Origin of the sequence: Porphyromonas canoris (assembly GCF_000765975.1) — a bacterium.
In the GTDB taxonomy this organism is placed as follows: domain Bacteria; phylum Bacteroidota; class Bacteroidia; order Bacteroidales; family Porphyromonadaceae; genus Porphyromonas_A; species Porphyromonas_A canoris.
The window spans coordinates 58,723-77,231 of sequence record NZ_JQZX01000002.1 but is presented as its reverse complement, the minus strand read 5'-3'; the positions used below and the strand labels follow the sequence as shown (position 1 = coordinate 77,231).

The window sequence follows — 18,509 nt, the reverse complement described above, 5'->3', positions numbered from 1 at the left end:
ATTTATAGACGTAGCCGGATCTCGCTTCCAAAGAATGGAGTACGCCATGCCTGGTGTGTTGTTTTAAGGTTAGACTCGTATATCGGATCGTAAGTGATCAGATTGTTTACATAGAAAGAGACCTTCAATCTCTTTCCTATCTCTTTCGTCATCTTCAGATTAAGAGAAGCAGAGAGTGGTTCTGTCCAGCGTTCAAACAGATGGTTCGGTACCGGGATAAAGAGTCGCTTCTGCAACGGATCGTTCTTATCAAGTGTGCTTCCCTCGTGTTGTTTTCCATACTGATCTACCCAATACTCCGGCATTCCGCCATAAGGCAAATCTTGTCGAGCGGTAAACCAAATCGTCTGAAGGTTACAAGAGAATATCATTTTAAGGTAAGGGATATGAGTGTCTGTACGTACAAGGGTGTGAAGTCTCTCGGTATCCGTATCATTTCGCCCTTCATAGAATCCCACATAGGGGTAACTCCTTCCATTGAATATTTCAGAAGGTCTGTAAGCGGTAGGCAGACTATTACCATAGAGAGTCTTATACCATGAACCTTGTACCGTGATGTTGGTCTTAATACTCTCTATTCTGGGGAAACGAAGCAAGTATTCCACTCCCCTTTTAAGCACTTTGACGCTGTTGTCGGGAGTAGAATATCCGGAAGTCATATCTATTCTCTCCTTGTTGAAAAGATCCAGTGTGGGCTTTCCCTCTCCCACTACACCGTCATAGGTGTATCTGTTGTATGGCGTATAGGCAAGTTGTGTGCGATTTTCAAATCCGGCAGTAGTAAGATGTCTGAACAGATTGATGCTCAACTCTGCCTCTTTCCAAGTCATATTCACACCAAGTTCAAACTTATCCTCTCTATTCGGGCGAAGCGATCTATTCACACGATCCACCACATAGGTACGCACCCATAAGAGTCTGTTTTCCGGTTTCTTGTGGTAGTAGTTGGCCTCTACAAAATCCATATATGCCCTTTCCGGATAAAGGTATCCTAAGGTTGGCATCTTCAAATGACGCCCATATCCTCCGAAGATACTGCTTCTAAAGCTCGAGCCTGCAATCTTAATCTCCGGAGCTGTAACGGATATCTGCGCTCTCGGTTCTACCAAAAATCGTTTGGAAAGATAGCGATCGGCATTCCGGAGAGCCAGCTCTTGAGTGGCTCTTAATCCGACACGAACTTCTCCTTTCCACCCGTTTCTGAAATAGTGTCTAAGCGTCTGCTCGGCAAAAAGAGCGAGAGGTACTCTTGCAGGAATATCTCTATATGCGATGGGACGAGAAGATAAAGACGAACCGGGATTAGGAGGTAAAAGAGGATCGTAGACTGCTCCCAAGCCGAAGTTTTTCTCGACACGCAGCTCCGCACCCAGCATCAGAGTACCACTCCACTGCTCACGCATAAAACGATGAGTGGATCTTACCTGAGAGAAAAGCTCGAACGGTCTGCCATCTGTCTTGAATACAGAGAAATATGTCGGCGGAAGATAAGCCCCTTCACCCTCTCCGGTCTCTTTCAGTATAGGCTGTACAAGTGTGCTTTGAGGCGATATGTATCTCTCCTGATCTACTAAATCGTGAGTATAAGAAAGAGACAAAGTACCTTCTATCTGCTCTATAAGATTTGTCTGAGGACGAAGAGAGAAGCGTCCGTTCAGCGTGAAGCGGTCGTAAGTGTTACGATAAATCTCACGAGAAGTCATGATCTCCGGATCAAACTTCTTCTGATCCAATGTACCCGTATAAGCAAAAGACAAAGAGGTATTAGGCTTCCACTCTCCTCGTCCGGAGTATGAATGTTTAAGAAGTGCCGTTATACGGCGATAGCCCGATATGGGACTGACGATATTGCCCAAAGAGTGTGCGTAGTCCACTCCTCCGTAGAAGTTGTGTTCCCTGTTCAGGTTATACCCTTTTCCTAAAGAGAAGAGTTTGGTATAGGGATCGGCTTGAGCCCTAATCTCCCAAGGGCTTCGTCCTACTTTGGTATTCAGGACAACCACCCCGCTGGTAAGGTTTCCATACCTCACGGAGGGGATTCCCTGTATCACTTCTATACTCTCTATATGGTCTATGGATATCTCTCGGAGGTCTATCCCTCTGTTCATGGTACTTTTTTCGGACAGGGCTTGATTATGATTTCCCATCCCTTGCAGGTTGGCATCATTGGATATAGGAGCATCGTCCAACACGATAGCCGTTCCCAAAGCACTATTTACGGAGTTTCTTGTCTCTCTCATCTGAATCTGCTGAACGCCCCTAAGTCCCGGATTACGCACGAGACCTCCCGGAGTGAGAAGGAGAGCATCCTGCAGTCCGGTCGGCTGCAGATAGTCGAGAGCCGTTTTACTGATTTTGGTATGACCTGTCTGTTTGGTGGATCTTCTACCCTGCACCTGAACGCCTTCCAGAGCATAAGAGGAGGGATGAAGCATAAAGGTAACCTCTTTGTCACCGGCAAGCGTAACCACAGACTCGTGAGACTTGTATCCCAAATAGGATATCCGAAGCGTGTATCTCTTATTTGGCCGGAACAGACGTATCTGAAACCGCCCGTCCGAGCCCGTTCTTAAACGCAGCTCCAACTCCTCAACCTCCACCCTTGCCATGGACAAAGCTGCCTTCGTCTCAGCATCCAAGACAATTGCATTAAAGAGATGAGGGGGCTTTGCTACCTCTTTTTGTTCGGCAGCAACACTCACGCCACAGCATACAACAGAAGCGAGAATAAAAGCCCATAGTAGATACATACTTTTCATTAGGGCGAATTTAGAAAGAGTTCACATGGTCAAAAATCACAACATATAGGTAAAATCCGACCTAAAATACCTACATATAACTATCCCCTTTACGCATCGGACAACAGAAAAAAGCATGAGACAAATCCCCTTACCAATGAAAAAGTCTTTCCCAAAAAACACAAAAACAGATCAAGACTTCTTCCTCCGGGATGAGCGAGCACATATCTCTGAGATAGGAAAAGAGAAACAGGAAGAGAAAAACGGAAAGAACAGATTTATAAATAGGCACAGGATAAATCCCTGCCATAGGGAATAAAAATAGTATATCTCCATAGCAATCTTAATAGTATTTATTCTCCTTTTTTGGGGGCTGATTGAGCAGACTTTTCGAGGGAGTTTTTATATAAAAATGAAGTCAGAAAAAGCTCCGAAAAATGCGAATCTCTCCACACCTTGTTACAGATCAGAAGTGAACAATAAACCATAAATCACTCATAAACAGCAATATATAAAAATATCGTATTCGAGAACTTTTCTCCTCTCGGTCGGATTTAGGGGCTGTTTTTGCGTTAATTGGTGTAAAATTCAATACGCCCATGTGTAAACAAAACCTAATACACTTTTGCGGCTAAAATGGGCAAAAAAGAGGGTGAAAACCTCAAATCACTAATTATCAACACCATAAGTAAAAATTCTAAACACGTTAATCGAATCCGGTAAACGTGTTTAATGAAATCACTAAACGTGTTCATTGAAAAATTAAACACGTTAAGCCNTAAACACGTTAATCGAATCCGGTAAACGTGTTTAATGAAATCACTAAACGTGTTCATTGAAAAATTAAACACGTTAAGCCGACAAAATATCCTCGTTTAGCTTTTTCGCTTAACAGGTATCAATAATAATGTTAATAAAACCGGGCCGATTTAACAGTTTGGTCATGCTCCGGAAACACCCTCTTTGAAGCAAATAGAGAGAGGATAAAAAAGTGAGCATTTTTCGGGATGGAATATATAAAAATGCTCTTCTAAAAAGGGCTGAAAACAACATCGCTCAAGAGAAAATAAATTCACTTGAGCGATATTATATTTAAGCCCTTTCTTATATAAGAAGTATGCTTCTATTTGAAAGTCATAATCACATCATTTCATCCTTATCCAAGACTGGCGTCATCACAATGTTTTCACTACTACATCCGGTCCAATCCGTTTGAAGCATACCATCAAAGAGCTATTACAGCTTACCTCCGTTTGCCTTCAGAGCCTCTTCCAAAGCCACCTCAATGGCTTGTCCGCGAAGTCCGCGCTTTACAATCTTGCCTTGTGGATCTATAAGCATGATATAAGGAATACCCTGAACACCATAAAGAGTTGGAGCTTCTTCGCTAAGCATCTGTGACCAAGGGATCTCCATATCTCTTACAGCGATCTTGTGATCCTCTACCTTGTCCCACACAACTACTCCGAGGATTTCAAGTCCAAGAGGTTTATACTTCTTGTAGACCCCCATCATTCTCGGCATTTCCTGTCTACACGGCGCACACCATGAAGCCCAAAAATCCACTAAAACATAGTGCCCCTTGCCTACATATTCGCTAAACATCTTGGATACCCCATCTGCATCTTTTCCGGAAAAGTCGGTAAACAGATTTCCTTCTTTCGTTTTTTCTGTATTCTCTATCAGTTCTATCTGAGCCTTAACTATCGGATAGTTCTTAATGTAATCTCCTGCAAAAGGAATGAACCTATTGGCTAGTTCCGGTTTTTCAATGATTAAACTTGAACAATGGCTCCAAATATAAGCTCCGACAGGATCGTTAGGATGCTCTTTAAACATCTTTACGGAGTAATCCATGACCTCATCCTGATAAGCCACAATGCTTGCCTCTTGCAGGCTATCAATATTCTTGCCGATAAAGATAGAGTCATGGTCAAAAGAGTCGATATACTTCATGGTCTTAATCTGAAGCTCTTCAAGATTAGACAAATACTCAAAAAGAGCCTCGTTAAGTGGTGTCCCTCGACCGGAAACATCTGCAAGATTCAACGAGATCTCTCCTGATTCCAATATCGCTGGAGCAAAAAAGCCACCATGATCTTGTTCTATATTAACAATGGAAATACTGTCAATTACCTCTCCTTCAAATCTGAACGAATTGTTTTCTATCTTGGCACTATCCAATATTCTGTTTTGAGTATCGTACATATAGATATACTTCCCGTTGGCTTCTGCCACATCGGGTATGGTACCCTTTATGAAATACTTATCGGAGATTGTCTTTTGAGAGCATGCACTCCCCAATACAACTGCAAGAACAATGCTTGCAGCAAAAAAAATCTTCTTCATGTAAAAGATGGGTTAGGTTGTCTATATTTCTTACACGTAAATCTGCTTCTAAAAGTTTAGCTGTTAGAGGATAAACAGATCGTATCATCACGCAAATATAAGGATAATAGCTAACAAACGGCACGACCTTAAAGAATAGCAAGACAAGCAACAAGAATATTAAATATATAATACATATATTTGCATATGTACTATACCTGCAAAATATCAATAAGGAATAAAGCTATGACAAATCATGAGAATAAGACTCTGCTTCAAGGCATAAGGGAGCCTCTATCAACACACTTCAAACCCATTTTTCGCTTATCTCCTTTTCGCTATCCGGCTTGGATTTGAAGAGAAATAGTTCTCTTTATTTGACACCTATATTAAGAGTTGACTGTATCTACCGGATCACAGGAGTCTTTTTCTACTCTACAGACTGTGGGGAAAAACTCTATCAAATAACATGAATAATATGGACTCTTCTTGTATTCTTTCTTATGGTACTATTTAGGCATTACAATACTTCTATTGTACAGCATAATCCAAAAGAACTCTTTAGCTTTATCACCTAATTTTCCTCTTTTTCATCCCATACTATCAATTTTTTCAGGACACATTAGTTTTTTCGAGAGCCATGTCAAGAGCCTCTATAAGTTTTTGCTTTTCATCGCTACCCACCGTTGAAAAACGCAAAAGAGGAATCTGATATAAAACCAGTATATGATCTTTTCTCAAGTCTCTCTGATACTGCTCTGTCTGCTTATTATGGTATAAATATCCATCTGTTTCTATAGCCAAAACCGGCTTTTTGCTGACACGATTGATAATGAGAAAATCAACATGAGTACCATAGTTTGAAAAGTAAGTCTTCTCTTCTTCATCCATAAGAGACGTATCCCTGATGATGCGGTATAGTGGTACATGACAAAGCGGAAGCAAGTGATTATATTCACTGTTCTCTGTGAGGACTTTATCTATCAAGGCAAATGTTAAGTTCTCAGAATCATAATTGGAAATCTTTGGATGATTCTTAATAAAAGCCAAACGTTGTTGGGTATAATGGCTATACAGATAGTCAAAAATAGAGTGAATCTTACTCTCCGTTATCGCAAAATTATTGTACTCAATATAAGATAGAAGTTCGCTTATATTGCCTTTCAATTCCTGTTCATTACCGGAAACAACCAAACAAAATCTCTCTTTTGCTCTTGAAATGGCCACATTCAGAAGATTGGGATCATCACTAAATTCCGTGATCTGATCATCTACAACACTCATGATTATAGTATCCTTTTCTCTTCCTTGGAACTTATGAATTGTTGCCGACTCAACGTCCGGAATCTGTTGTTGCAGCTCCTCAATCTGTGCGTTATATGGAGCTATAATTCCAATATCTTCAACATCAGATAAAACAGGTAATACTTCTCTCTTTATTACATCTATTTCCCTTTGATTATAATGGTTACGTTCGTGATTTCCTAAAGATGTCTTAACAGCCCAGAGCGTATCCGGAGCGTCGCTATCCTCTGTCATAATCAAAAGATTTCCACCATAAAACTTTTGGTTGCAGAAGTTGATAATACGAGGATGACAACGATAATGTTCTCTAAGTAGTGTCTGAGGCACATTCGGAACAATCTTGCAAATAGAGTGTAAAAAACTATTCTTAGCACAATCGTATCCTTCGGGAATATCAAACTCTTTGGCTATAAGATCAAGCTTTATTCTATCCTCTTTTGTAACGACATTGGGCAACTGCAATGTATCCCCTACAATTATCGCATTTTTAGCACAAGACATGGCTAAAACTCCGGTTTCAACAGAAACTTGAGAAGCCTCGTCCATTATGAGATAATCAAACAGAATATCGCCGACAATACAGTTTCGTGAAGAAAACGTTGTACTTAGAACAACCGGATACTGCTCTAAAAGAGACTCATAATCGTCCTCCAAGAATAAAAAAGGAAAGACAGTACGAGGCTTCTTCTCATACTTATTGAACAATTTATCCCTAAAAAGCTGCAATGAAACCTGATTAAGTTCTTCAGCCTCTTTCTTGGCATCGTAAGATCTTAGAGAAGTCTCTAAGCTTACAATATTTGCTTTCAATTCAGCGATCCTATGTATATAAAATAGTCTCTGTAGTTCCGGAATGATTGTACTTAATTTCTCTTTTTCAAACTGCATATCAAGCTTCAGAAAATACTTTCCTACCAAGCTCATCCATCTCCATTTCAAAGCTCCTAATAGCTTGGACAAGAAGTTGTGAGAAAGAGATTTTTCATGAGCTTCATACTCCTGAAACTGTATCCACAAACGAAGAAAGTGTGACGATTTTACAGATTTCAAGGGTTGTTCTAACACTCCCTCATCAATCTGTTGCTCCCTACAAAAGTGTTTCCATTCCAATTCAATGGACTGTAACTCTTGCTTCGACATGGCAAGTTTTTCTTGCCAAGAAAAGATTTTATCAAGCTTAGATAGTGTAGAATCAAGCCTATTTTTCACCATTCGCTCTTCCGACCGGCTGAACTTCCACTCTTTTATTTCTACCGGAACCTGAGGTTGATTGGCCATGAACAGATCCCGATTCTCTTTTTTTCCTAACGGAGCAACTATGAACCCAAATCCAAACTTGTTCAACTTCTCATAAACATTGGCTATTGCCGAGTTATTATTAGACACAACCAATACCGTCTGATCCCTCTCTACAATATTTGCAATTATGTTCAGTATTGTCTGAGTCTTTCCCGTACCCGGAGGCCCCTGAATAACACTGATCTGACTTTCAAAAGCCGAAACAACCGCTTTCTTTTGGCTGGCATTACACCCAAATGGGAAAATCAGTTTTGAACTCTTACTCTTCTTTATCCCTCTTCCCGGATTCAAGTAAGAAGCCAAAGCAATATCCTTATCTATAAAGCCGATACTCTCATAATGTCTCTCAAGAATTCCTTCACTGCTCTTACCCTCTTCTTTACCTAAAATATTAGTTGAAGCTACCGCCTTCAGGTACTCAAAAACATCACTTGAACGTTTATCTTTAAGACATGACTCTCTAATAACCAGCTCGCCATCAACAAGGATCTGCTTATAGCCGTTTTTATGTGTTACATGCCAATAATTCCTGTATCCATGAACAAAAACCAAGACCTTTTCTACATCGTAAACCCTCTTGTTACGAATATAAATACGACTATCGCTGATATCGACACCCCTCGGATCTTTTAACCAAAGAATACTCTCACAGCTATATCTGTACTTCTGATCGGATCCGTGAAACTTGACATAATACCACTTCTCTTTTCCATGGATCCACTCCACTTGAGCAGTCTTATTCTCTCCATGTATAAATATAAGATTCTTTGAAGTATCTATCATGACATCTCTATTTTGGGGACATAAATACTCTAAACAAAAAAGCTTCAATACACTGAAAAGATTTTATTAAAATATCGCTTTGCTACGAATGTACAATATCTTTTTCACTTACAAAGAGATAAACATGATCAGTTTGAATCAAATACAGTCCAGATAGAAAACAGGAGTAAATCTCCCCAAACTCTACGGTACATATCAACGAGTGTAGACAACACTGGGTCAATAAAATTCGTATCTTGGAACTCACAGCAAGATCTCACAACTCTTCACAACAATGAAAGCGAAGCTCATACTCATACTCCCTCTCATCCTCCTCTCTATATCGTGCCGACTAAAGGCGCAGACAAGCCCATTCTTCAACTTTGAAGACGTGTATCACGAATCTTTCATCGGCATCGGCTTTGGCACACTGAAAATGCAAAAAGAGATGGCACCTAATCTCGGTATCGCTCTAAACATCAATCTTTGTGGAGGCTTCATCAGCTACATGATCGGGCTGCCCAGAGAGCAACACTCCACTCGCTTAGGAAAAAAGATCAAGACTAAAGGAACACTTCTTCACGCCGGTTATCAGATCCCTATACACGACAGATTCCGAATTGCTCCGCTAATCGGCTACGCCTCATTCCGAAAATATGGCACTGATCTTTCCGAGAGAAAGAGAGGATTCGACTTCGGAGCGATGATGATCATAGACCTCAAGCACCTAAACCTGTATGCAACATACACAAGATTTGGATTCTACGCCGGATGCTCCATTGATGTAGGAAAATATCTTCCACGAACTTTCCCTCTGTGGTAACTCAAAAACGTTACTTGCCGATGCAATATATTTACCTCTCTATCAATTAGGCGATTAGCTTTTTAATCGGTACAAATACCCCTCAAATAAATGGGAAAGCAATTTTATCTTGCTGTTCTATAGGGATTTACATACTTGTACCGCATAGCTTAGTTCTCAGTCTTTCAATCTTCTTTTGAGTTTTTTATTCTGTAAATCAATAGATTACAACACCTCCGATTTGTGCTCAGCACGCTTGCTCACAGCAAAAGTACCTATTTTGGAGCATATTAAGGCAAAATAATGCAGGGAAAAATATTACAATCCCCCCTCTTGGGTATAATCCCGTATTTTATTCAAATAATATCCCCGAAAAGGGGTATAATTGATTCCCATTCCTTATATTTGCCACTAATAAGGTATATAATACTCTTTCAGAAGAATTCGAATGCCAAATCATAAGTAAGTAAATGAATATGGGCAAAAGCTATAACATACCTACATTGCCTCTCGCCTTTGATGTAGAGAGCAAAGAGATATTACGACAGGTGAACAAGGCCAATCGAGCTTTGGCGGAATTAAAGGGGATAGCAGCAACAATTCCTAACGAAGCGATACTGATTAGCACCTTGACCCTTCAAGAGGCAAAGGATAGTTCCGAGATAGAGAATATCGTCACAACGCAAGATGATCTCTACAAAGCTGAGATAAATATAGAGAAGCAACTTATAACAGCGGCTACCAAAGAGGTCCTTAGGTATCGAGAAGCTTTACAGCGAGGATTTGAATTGGTTAGAAAAGATGCTCTATTAACCAACAGCAGAATAAAGGATATTCAAATGCACCTTGAGGGAAATAGAGCAGGTTTTCGTTCACAAGCAGGGACAATGCTAAAGAATGGTCAGGGAGAAACCGTTTACACTCCACCTCAAAATATAGATGATATAGAGAAGTATATGGCAAACCTTGAGGCTTTTATCAATAATCCTGAGATGTGTGAAGTCGATCCTCTAATCAAGATGGCGATTATACATCATCAGTTTGAGAGTATACACCCCTTCTATGATGGTAATGGACGAACGGGGCGTATTATCAACGTGCTCTATTTGGTGATAAATGACTTGCTTGACTTGCCAATTCTCTACTTAAGCAGGTATATTACTCAAAATAAATCGCAGTATTACTCCTTGATTCAAGCTATTAGGGATAAGGGCGAAGATAACTCGTTGGAGTGGGAAGAATGGATCCTTTTCATTCTTAAAGGAGTCGAACAAACGGCTCGCGACACCATTCGATTGGTGCAGGGGATCTCTAAGCTAATGCAGGAGTATAAGCAGATTCTGCGTCCTCTATTTGGCAAGAACTATAAACACGAGTTGCTCAACAATCTATTTTATCATCCTTATACTAAAATCGAGTTTATGCAGAGGGACTTGATGGTTCAGCGTAAAACGGCTACTAAGTATTTGAATATGATGGTCGAAGAGAGAGTTTTAGTTGTTGTAAAGATTGGAAGAGAAAATTATTACATTAATCATGCTCTTATGGACTTGTTTCTTAATCAGGGTTCTGCATTACCACGACAAGATGAAACGATAGAATCGGTGACAGATAATCAATCACCTTTATGATGTGTACCTGAAAAGCCTCTTTGGGGTACACATTTTCGAAATATGTACCCCAAAGAGGCAAAATGGGTACATATCCTTGAGACGTGTACCCGAAAAAGGCTTTTCGGGTACATATTCAGAGTATGACACCTCAAATAATTGATGAAAAATGATAGCGAGGACAATCATAGCGCAGTACGTGAAAGAGATGCGCAAGAAATATAAACTGACACAGGTAGACCTCTCTGAGAAAGCAGGAGTAGGGCTACGCTTCGTTCGTGAACTGGAGCAAGGCAAGACCACGCTTCGCCTTGATAAAGTCAATAAAGTCTTTGAACTTTTCGGTTCTGAGTGTGGACCAGTACCAATGAAACGAGAAGGAGATGAAGTATGAAGCAGGCTATTGTTTATTGGAAGATGCTCAAGGCAGGTGTTCTCACAGAAAGTGATGAGGGCTATTCCTTTGCTTACGACAAGGACTATCTGACTATGCCCGAAGCTCAAGGCATAAGCCTAACAATGCCTTTGCGAGAAAAGCCTTTCCAAAGTAATGCTCTTCATCCATTCTTTGATGGACTTATCCCTGAGGGATGGCTATTAGATATTGCTCAAAAGAATTGGAAAATAGAAGCAAGAGATCGAATGGCTTTACTGTTGGCTTGTTGCCGAGACTGCATTGGGGCGGTAAGTATTGAACCTCTAAATACGGCCGAAGATGAAGAATAGATGCTTATACTGCTACGAACCTTTGGTTAGTGGAGAGGTAGATTACCATGCCAAGTGTTGTCGCAAATTGTTTGGAACGCCCCAAGCACCGATATTGCCTTATACAAGTAGTGAGGTACGAGCATTGGCTGACGAGGTTGTTCGTTCGCAGACCACAGTGACAGGAGTACAACCCAAGCTATCTCTTGACTTTGATCAGATGAGCCATTCCCCCAAGCGATTTACCATCGTGGGCTTGTGGGGACGGTTTATTCTTAAACCTCAAACAGAGCGTTATCCGCATCTCCCCGAGCTGGAAGATGTGTCGATGCACCTTGCAGAGATTGCCAAGATAGAAACTATTCCTCATGGACTGATGCGATTCAGCGATGGCGAACTATGCTATATCACTCGTCGCATAGACCGAACAGGGCAAGGAGAGAAGCTCCCAATGGAAGATATGTGTCAGTTGTCAGAGCGTTTAACGGAGTATAAATACAAAGGCTCACACGAGCAGATAGCCAAGCTGATCTCCAAGTATAGCTCTGTGCCAAAACTTGATCTTGTCAAGTACTGGGAGCAGGTACTCTTTTCGTGGCTGATAGGTAATGCCGATATGCACCTCAAGAATTACTCGCTCTATGCTCCAGAGGGAAATGAATATCAACTCACTCCAGCTTACGACCTGCTGTCTACGGCACTTGTTATTCCTGAGGATACAGAAGAACTTGCATTGACCCTCTGTGGCAAAAAGCGCAAACTCACTCGCCAACACTTCCTCGAAGCGATGACAGCCTCTGGACTAGATAAGAAAGTGTGTGACAATATTTTCGCTCGCTTCCAACACATCCTCCCCGAATGGGAAGCCTGCATCCGTCATAGCTTCTTACCGACAGAGATGCAGGAACAATATATAGTATTAACAAAATATAGATTTGAAGTATTCAATCTAAGCATATAATAGAATGGCTAAGAAGAAAAAGGAAGAGACGTTAAGTCTTGAAAGTATATTATTCAACTGTCGAGATTACCTCCGTAGTAATGCAACACTCAATGACAAGAGAGACCTACTCTTGACATTGGTATTCCTCCGCTTCATCGGTGAGAAGTTTGAGGATGCTCAAGAGACATTGCGTCAGAGTTTCATCGAGAGTGGAATCACTGACGAAGCCATCATCTCAATGCGGCTCAATAACCCTCGAGCATACGGAGGAACTGCATTTGTCCCCAAGAAGGCTCGATGGAGTCTCTTCTTGGAGACACCAAGTGAAAAGCTAAATAGTACACTGGACGATGCACTCCAATGTCTAGAGGAGAGTGGAGATACTCTCAAAGGGTGTGTGCGCTTAGGTCTATTTACTGCTATAAATTTGGAGAAGAGTGTCATCAAAAAGGTGGTGGATGAGGTCAATAAGATTTCGCACAAGGTCTTCGGAGAGCAGAAGGATCTCATCGGACGGGTATATGAATACTTCCTCAAGTCTTTTGCTGTCAATGCCTCCAAAGAGGAGGGCGAATTCTATACTCCTCACGATATTGTAGAGCTGATAGCTGCCTTTATAGAGCCTTATGATGGTACACTCTACGATCCCTGCTGTGGTTCGGGTGGTATGTTTGTGCAGTGTGCCAAGTATGTAGAGGAAAAGGGTGGAGACATCGCCCAAATCAATGTATATGGTCAAGAGAACGACCCTGCGACCTATCGTTTGGCTAAGATGAACTTAGCGGTGCGAGGTATTTCGCACCACTTAGGCGAGCGGAATGCCTCCTCCTTCACCAACGACCTACACAAAGGACTCACCTTTGATTACATTATGGCTAATCCTCCCTTTAATCTCAAGCGGTGGTACGACACGGCACTCAGCACCGATCCTCGATGGGCAGATTATGGTGTGCCACCAGAGAGCAATGCCAACTATGCGTGGATACTGCATATCCTCTCGAAGCTCAAAGCTGGACGTGGTGTCGCAGGTTTCCTCCTCGCCAATGGTGCATTAGGCGACAGTGATGCCAGTGAGATACGTCGCAAACTTATCGAAGGAGACAAGGTAGAAGCCATTATCGTACTTCCCAGAGAGTTATTCTACGCTACTGATATATCTGTTACCCTCTGGATACTTAACCAAAACAAGAGAGGTGGCACCTATCATGGTCGAAGGCTACGCAATCGCTCGGGCGAAATCCTATTTATGGATCTCCGTCAATGGACGAGCAATGCAGTAAAAGGCGAACAAAAGAAAAAGGTAGAATTGCTATCAGACCAAATACGTAAAGCAGCTGATATCTATTTTCGTTGGCAGAGAGAGGGCACGGACGGTACGCAATATGCCGAACCCGAACTCTATCGATCAGTGGGTATAGACGAACTGCGAGCCAATGACTTTACACTGGTTCCCAGTCGTTATATCGAGTTTGTAGATAGGGATAGCCAGATTGACTACCACCAAGTACTCACCGCAACAGCTAACACAGTGTCTGACCTACTCAAGCGTCAAAGAGAGAATGATAAGAGGTTACGTCAAGCGCTTAAACAATTAGGTTATGATTGCGAATAAAACGAAGTGGATACGCCTCGGGGATTATATTGAGGAGGTGGACGAAAGGAACGCAGAGGGGCAATATGCTGTGGAGAGTGTGAGGGGTATCAGTGTAGATAAAGTGTTTATTGATACCAAAGCAAATATGGAAGGGGTATCTGTGCATTCTTATAAGGTTGTAAGCTCTCGTATATTTGCCTATGTGGCAGATACCTCTCGGAGAGGAGATAAGGTAGCCTTGGCTTTTAATTCAGCGAATGAAAGCTATCTGATCTCTTCAGTATACACTACATTTACGACCAAGGTGGAGTTGCTCCCCGAATATCTCTATATGCTGTTGAATCGAGGAGAGTTCGATCGCTATGCTCGCTTCAATTCTTGGGGAAGTGCTCGAGAGACTTTTAGTTGGGAAGAGATGTGTCGAGCTAATATCCCTTTGCCATCCATAGAAGTTCAACAAGAGTTAGTCGATACTTACACTGGACTAAAGTGTTTAGCCGAGGAGAACGAAGCTTTAATAGCCCCTCTTACGGAGGCTTGTCAAGCATTTATCGTAGACTGCCAAAAGAAATATCCTATGGTAGATCTCGGGAAGTATATAGAAGAAAAAGATGAGAGAAACTCAGATTTGTCTGTTACTCTTTCACAAGGTATAGCCAATACAAAGGTGTTCCAAGAACCAAAGCAAGTATCTGTAAATTCTAAATCTGATAAAATTGTTCGCAAAGGTCATTTTGCATACAATCGTGCAACTACACGGAATGGAGAAAAAATATCTATAGCATATCGCATGGGAGAGGATTGTACCGTTTCATCTGCGTATTGTGTTTTTCAAATAATAGAAGAGAAAGTACTTAACCCAAACTACCTCTGGCTTTGGTTCTCTCGTCCCGAATTTGATCGTTATGCTCGATATATGTCTAAAGGGAGTGCTCATGAGTTTTTCGATTGGGAAGAGCTTTGTCGTGTTCAAATCCCTCTTCCTCCCCCTGAGGTTCAGCAGTCAATAGTAAATCTTTATCACTGCATTGAGGAAGCTCAAAAGATTGCCAGCGAAGCTCGAACACAATTACAAACTCTATGTCCGGCACTGATACAGTTTGCTGAACATCACTAAAAAGGACGAATATGAAGTTTTATGAAAGTGAATATGAGGAAGCCCTCATAGACTTGCTACAGCAGGAAGGATGGGAGTACACACACGGAGGTAATATAAGACGTAACAATAGAGATATTCTCATCTCCAGAGACCTACGCCAGTACCTCCAAGAGCGCTATCCTGCATTGGAGGCTAATGACCTGGACGAAATTGTCAGCCATCTACAACATACGGGGGGACAGACTCATTTTGATATACTCCGCAATACGTATCGTCTACTGCGAGACGGCTATCGCTATACTCGTCACTCCGATGATGAGATTTTCGATATAGAGTATCTCGATTTCGGTACGCCTTCGGACAATCGCTTTCGTTGTGTCAATCAATACGAAGTGGGCTATGGGATACAAGGGGATAGGCGTATCCCTGATGTGCTACTCTTCGTCAATGGTATCCCCCTCTGCATCTTTGAGCTAAAGAATCCTACGGATGCCACGGCAACCATAGCAGATGCCTATCAGCAAATCCATACTCGCTACATGAGGGATATACCGCATCTACTGCGCTACTGTCCGCTCTCCTGTATCAGCGATGCGACCGCCAACAACACCAAACTGGGTACGACCTATACGCCCTATGAGCATTATTATGCTTGGAAGAAAGTCAATAACGAAGACAAGGCTGCAGAGAAAGGTTTGGACCAAGTGCGTACAATCGTATCGGGTGTGTATGCCCCTATGCGCTTTCTGGAGATCGTGCGTGATTATATCTACTTCCCAGACGAGGTGTATCCTAAACAGGAAGAAGTTGTCTGTCGCTACCCTCAATTCTTTGCGACTCGTATGCTCCGAGAGAGTGTAGTCCAAGCATTTGAGAGACAAGATAACAAGGGAGGTACTTACTTTGGGGCTACGGGGTGTGGCAAGACCTATACGATGATGTTTTTGGCTCGCCAACTCTCCTTGCGTTGTCCCGAACTTGGTTCTCCGACCATTGTGATGATCGTAGACCGTGAGGATTTGCAGTCCCAAGCGGGCAAATTATTTTTACGCTCTGAAGATTTTCTCTCGATAGGTGCAGCCAAGATTATCGCTGACCGAGAGAATCTCAAGACTGAAATGTCCCTTCGGCAGTCGGGAGGCTTCTTTATCTGTACCATCCAGAAGTTTTGTGAGGAGATAGGGCTGCTCAATACACGACACAACATTATTTGCTTTTCCGATGAAGCTCATCGTAGTCAAGTACGGCTCAACACTCAACTCAAGGTTCGGCATACAGCCAAGGAGGGAGCATCACCCAAAGAGACTGAGCAAATAGGAGCTTTTGTCACGAAGCCTTATGCCGAGCATCTACGTACCGCCTTCCCCAACGCTACTTTCGTCGGCTTTACCGGTACGCCCATAGATGAGACGATACAGGTCTTTGGTGGGATTGTCGATAGCTATACGATGAAGCAGGCTGTTGATGATGGCATCACCGTAGGCTTGAAGTACATCCCACGCATCGCCAAGGTTACACTCGACACTGCTAAAGTCGAAGAAATAGACCGCTACTACAATCAGTGTGCAGAGGAGGGAGCGACAGAGGCTGATATTGCCACCAGCAAGAAGGCAATGAGTGCGATGGAGGTTATCTTGGGGGATGATGAGCGACTGGAGCGACTCGCCAAGGATATAGCAGAGCACTATACTCAGGCTTGTAACAACAAGGCAGATGTGCCACAAAAGGCTATGATCGTGTGTAGCAAAAGGTCTATTGCATACAACCTGTTGAAAAAGTTTGAGTCCTTATATCCAGACTGGTTCGTTGAGCGAAAGTCTCCTGATGATACGTTGCTGAGTGAAGAGAAGCTACGAAGTCTACCCCTAATGCCTACCATTGCTATGGTGGCAACACGTGGAAAGGATGACCCGAAAGAGATGTATGACTATCTGGGTGATAGGAGTCGGACAAAGTTGCTGGACGATGCGTTCAAAATGGAGCAGTCCAATTTCAGTGTCGTCATAGTCGTCGATATGTGGATTACGGGCTTTGATGTCCCCTGCCTAACTTATCTATATAATGATAAGCCATTGCAGAAACAAACGCTCATACAGACCATTAGTCGTGTGAACCGCAAATTTGCAGGCAAGGAGTTTGGGTATGTCATAGACTATATCGGTATCCGAAAGAATATGATGGAGGCAATGAGTCGATTTGGCGGAGAAGACTTTGGACCAAGTGAAGATGATGTACAGCAGGCATTGGAAGCTCTCATCGTAGAGATTGACCTCATTAAGAAGCTCTTTGTGGGCTTTGATCTCACTCCTTTCATCGACAAGAATACAAAGCCATTGGAGCGATTGGAATGCCTTTCCGAAGCTGCCAATCATATCCTGTCGCAAACGTCTGGATGGAACAAAGACCAAGGCAATCGTCCTCCAAAAGCCGTCAGCGCTCAAAGTTATTTCTTAGCTCATATCAAACGCCTTCGAGTAGCGTATGATATTTGTCAGCCATCAGCTGTTCTTAACCACGAATTGCTTTCGCTCTCGCAATGCTTTATGGCGGTAGCTTCTTATATTCGTAAGACTTCTGGTGACAAGCACGATGCTGAGAGTATGAATAGAGTCGTGGAGAAGATGGTGAGAGAAGCACTGATGTGTAACTCTGTGGTCAGTATTCTTGATACCGATGTAGAGGAACAGATTTTTAGTCCTGAGTTTGTAGCACAACTTGAGGGTATCAAACTACCCGCAACAAAGTTGGAAGTATTGGTAAAGATGCTCCGCAAAGCCATTAGAGAGTATAAGAATACCAATAAAATCGCAGCAGAGAAGTATGAGGATCTACTAAAGGAAACATTGGACAAGTATCACGAACGTCGATCTGCTCTTTCGGCAGAAGAAGCCTCGCATACACAAGCGACAGCAGTTTCTGAGATTATGGAAGAGGCAACAAAACAGGCTCTGGAGCTTCTAGAACAGCTCGGCAAGGATCGAGAGAGCTTTCGACATCTGGGTTTGACCTTTGAGGAAAAGGCTTTCTATGATATTTTGATGCACTTACGAGATAAGTACAATTTCGAGTATGGAGAGGATAAAGAGGAGAATGGTTTTATCTTCAATGACAAGTGTAAGATATTGGCGAAGAAGATCAAGGAACTGATAGACATCCAATCCTCTTTCACCGATTGGCTCAACAATAGTAATATCCGTGCAGACCTCAACAACAAGATATTCATCTGTCTACACCAAAATGGTTATCCGCCTCAATACAATGACGAGGTGATCGACCAAGTGATGGAGCAGGTGGAACACTTCAAGGAATATGGAGGTGAGTAGT

11 protein-coding genes are annotated in these 18,509 nt (G+C 42.2%); 8 read left to right on the top strand and 3 right to left on the bottom strand.

Annotation, left to right across the window (positions count from 1 at the left end):
- Window positions 1–2 precede the first annotated feature (2 nt).
- From HQ29_RS00315 to HQ29_RS00305, 3 genes are all read right to left on the bottom strand, one after another.
- Entirely contained in the window at window positions 3–2,750 is a 2,748-nt protein-coding gene (locus HQ29_RS00315; RefSeq protein ID WP_036866850.1) for a TonB-dependent receptor, read from the bottom strand.
- Window positions 2,751–3,974: 1,224 nt separating this feature from the next.
- Complete coding sequence (locus tag HQ29_RS00310; RefSeq protein ID WP_036866848.1) at window positions 3,975–5,087, bottom strand: TlpA disulfide reductase family protein; 1,113 nt, start codon at window positions 5,085–5,087, stop codon at window positions 3,975–3,977.
- A 591-nt stretch (window positions 5,088–5,678) separates the two neighbouring features.
- Window positions 5,679–8,453: an AAA domain-containing protein gene (locus tag HQ29_RS00305; protein ID WP_036866846.1), complete on the bottom strand. Its 2,775-nt coding sequence runs from the start codon at window positions 8,451–8,453 to the stop codon at window positions 5,679–5,681.
- Between the two features lie 274 nt (window positions 8,454–8,727).
- On the opposite strand from HQ29_RS00305, the gene HQ29_RS00300 reads away from it, so the two are divergent.
- The 8 genes from HQ29_RS00300 (at window position 8,728) to HQ29_RS00265 (ending at window position 18,508) form a co-directional block, all read left to right on the top strand.
- Window positions 8,728–9,255 carry a hypothetical protein gene (locus HQ29_RS00300; protein ID WP_036866843.1) on the top strand — a complete coding sequence of 176 codons (528 nt, stop codon included), beginning with the start codon at window positions 8,728–8,730 and terminating at the stop codon, window positions 9,253–9,255.
- A 449-nt stretch (window positions 9,256–9,704) separates the two neighbouring features.
- Entirely contained in the window at window positions 9,705–10,865 is a 1,161-nt protein-coding gene (locus tag HQ29_RS00295) for a Fic family protein (protein ID WP_036866840.1), read from the top strand.
- Window positions 10,866–11,013: 148 nt separating this feature from the next.
- Window positions 11,014–11,238 (top strand): helix-turn-helix transcriptional regulator, encoded by a 225-nt coding sequence (locus tag HQ29_RS00290; RefSeq protein ID WP_036866838.1) that lies wholly within the window; start codon window positions 11,014–11,016, stop codon window positions 11,236–11,238.
- Complete coding sequence (locus HQ29_RS00285; protein ID WP_036866837.1) at window positions 11,235–11,570, top strand: HipA N-terminal domain-containing protein; 336 nt, start codon at window positions 11,235–11,237, stop codon at window positions 11,568–11,570. The genes HQ29_RS00290 and HQ29_RS00285 overlap by 4 nt, the downstream gene beginning before the upstream one ends.
- A complete protein-coding gene (locus HQ29_RS00280) occupies window positions 11,560–12,510 on the top strand; it encodes a HipA domain-containing protein (RefSeq protein ID WP_036866835.1) in 951 nt (316 codons plus the stop codon). Before HQ29_RS00285 ends, HQ29_RS00280 begins: the two co-directional genes overlap by 11 nt.
- 4 nt (window positions 12,511–12,514) lie before the next feature.
- On the top strand, window positions 12,515–14,104 hold the full coding sequence (locus tag HQ29_RS00275) for an N-6 DNA methylase (protein ID WP_036866833.1): 1,590 nt from the start codon (window positions 12,515–12,517) through the stop codon (window positions 14,102–14,104).
- The gene (locus HQ29_RS00270) at window positions 14,091–15,203 is read left to right on the top strand and encodes a restriction endonuclease subunit S (protein WP_036866830.1); all 1,113 of its coding nucleotides are present in this window, start codon (window positions 14,091–14,093) and stop codon (window positions 15,201–15,203) included. Before HQ29_RS00275 ends, HQ29_RS00270 begins: the two co-directional genes overlap by 14 nt.
- A gap of 11 nt (window positions 15,204–15,214) precedes the next feature.
- Window positions 15,215–18,508, top strand: a complete 3,294-nt coding sequence (locus tag HQ29_RS00265; RefSeq protein WP_036866828.1) for a type I restriction endonuclease subunit R — start codon at window positions 15,215–15,217, stop codon at window positions 18,506–18,508.
- Window position 18,509 lies beyond the last annotated feature (1 nt).

Bases quoted from the DNA above. Each gene is read 5' to 3' on its own strand.
- HQ29_RS00280 (WP_036866835.1), top strand. From the start codon at position 11,560: ATGAAGAATAGATGCTTATACTGCTACGAACCTTTGGTTAGTGGAGAG.
- HQ29_RS00270 (WP_036866830.1), top strand. From the start codon at position 14,091: ATGATTGCGAATAAAACGAAGTGGATACGCCTCGGGGATTATATTGAG.
- HQ29_RS00305 (WP_036866846.1), bottom strand. From the start codon at position 8,453: ATGATAGATACTTCAAAGAATCTTATATTTATACATGGAGAGAATAAG.
- HQ29_RS00295 (WP_036866840.1), top strand. From the start codon at position 9,705: ATGAATATGGGCAAAAGCTATAACATACCTACATTGCCTCTCGCCTTT.
- HQ29_RS00315 (WP_036866850.1), bottom strand. From the start codon at position 2,750: ATGTATCTACTATGGGCTTTTATTCTCGCTTCTGTTGTATGCTGTGGC.
- HQ29_RS00310 (WP_036866848.1), bottom strand. From the start codon at position 5,087: ATGAAGAAGATTTTTTTTGCTGCAAGCATTGTTCTTGCAGTTGTATTG.
- HQ29_RS00275 (WP_036866833.1), top strand. From the start codon at position 12,515: ATGGCTAAGAAGAAAAAGGAAGAGACGTTAAGTCTTGAAAGTATATTA.
- HQ29_RS00290 (WP_036866838.1), top strand. From the start codon at position 11,014: ATGATAGCGAGGACAATCATAGCGCAGTACGTGAAAGAGATGCGCAAG.
- HQ29_RS00300 (WP_036866843.1), top strand. From the start codon at position 8,728: ATGAAAGCGAAGCTCATACTCATACTCCCTCTCATCCTCCTCTCTATA.
- HQ29_RS00265 (WP_036866828.1), top strand. From the start codon at position 15,215: ATGAAGTTTTATGAAAGTGAATATGAGGAAGCCCTCATAGACTTGCTA.
- HQ29_RS00285 (WP_036866837.1), top strand. From the start codon at position 11,235: ATGAAGCAGGCTATTGTTTATTGGAAGATGCTCAAGGCAGGTGTTCTC.